The organism is Rhizobium ecuadorense (genome assembly GCF_001187535.1).
GTDB lineage: Bacteria > Pseudomonadota > Alphaproteobacteria > Rhizobiales > Rhizobiaceae > Rhizobium > Rhizobium ecuadorense.
Window position 1 is genome coordinate 1 of the sequence record NZ_LFIO01001306.1, and the last position, 371, is coordinate 371.

At 59.3% G+C, this 371-nt stretch carries 1 protein-coding gene; it reads right to left on the bottom strand.

Annotation, left to right across the window (positions count from 1 at the left end):
- The coding region (locus AF337_RS28800) for an ABC transporter permease (RefSeq protein WP_152971220.1) at positions 1-371 on the bottom strand (371 nt) is incomplete at both ends.

Below are 371 nucleotides of genomic sequence, written 5' to 3' on the forward strand. Positions count from 1 at the left end.
GATGCCGGCAGCCAGCCGAGATTGACCGAAACCAGGAGGATCAACATGATGCCGAGCCAGAAATTCGGGATCGACAGACCGGTCAGCGCGATGATGTTGGCGAGATAGTCGATCATCGTGTTCTTCTTGACGGCCGCCAGGATGCCCATCGGCACGCCGATCGCAAAGGCGAAGATCATCGACATGATGGCGAGCTGGATGGTGACCGGCAGCTTTTCGCCGACGAGCTGCAGAACCGGCTGGTTGGTGCGCAGCGAAATGCCGAGATCACCCTGAAGGGCGGCACCCAGCCAGCGGACATACTGATAGGGCACGGGATCGTTCAGTCGGTATTTCTCGCGCAGGAATTCGAGAACCTGCGGATCGCGTTC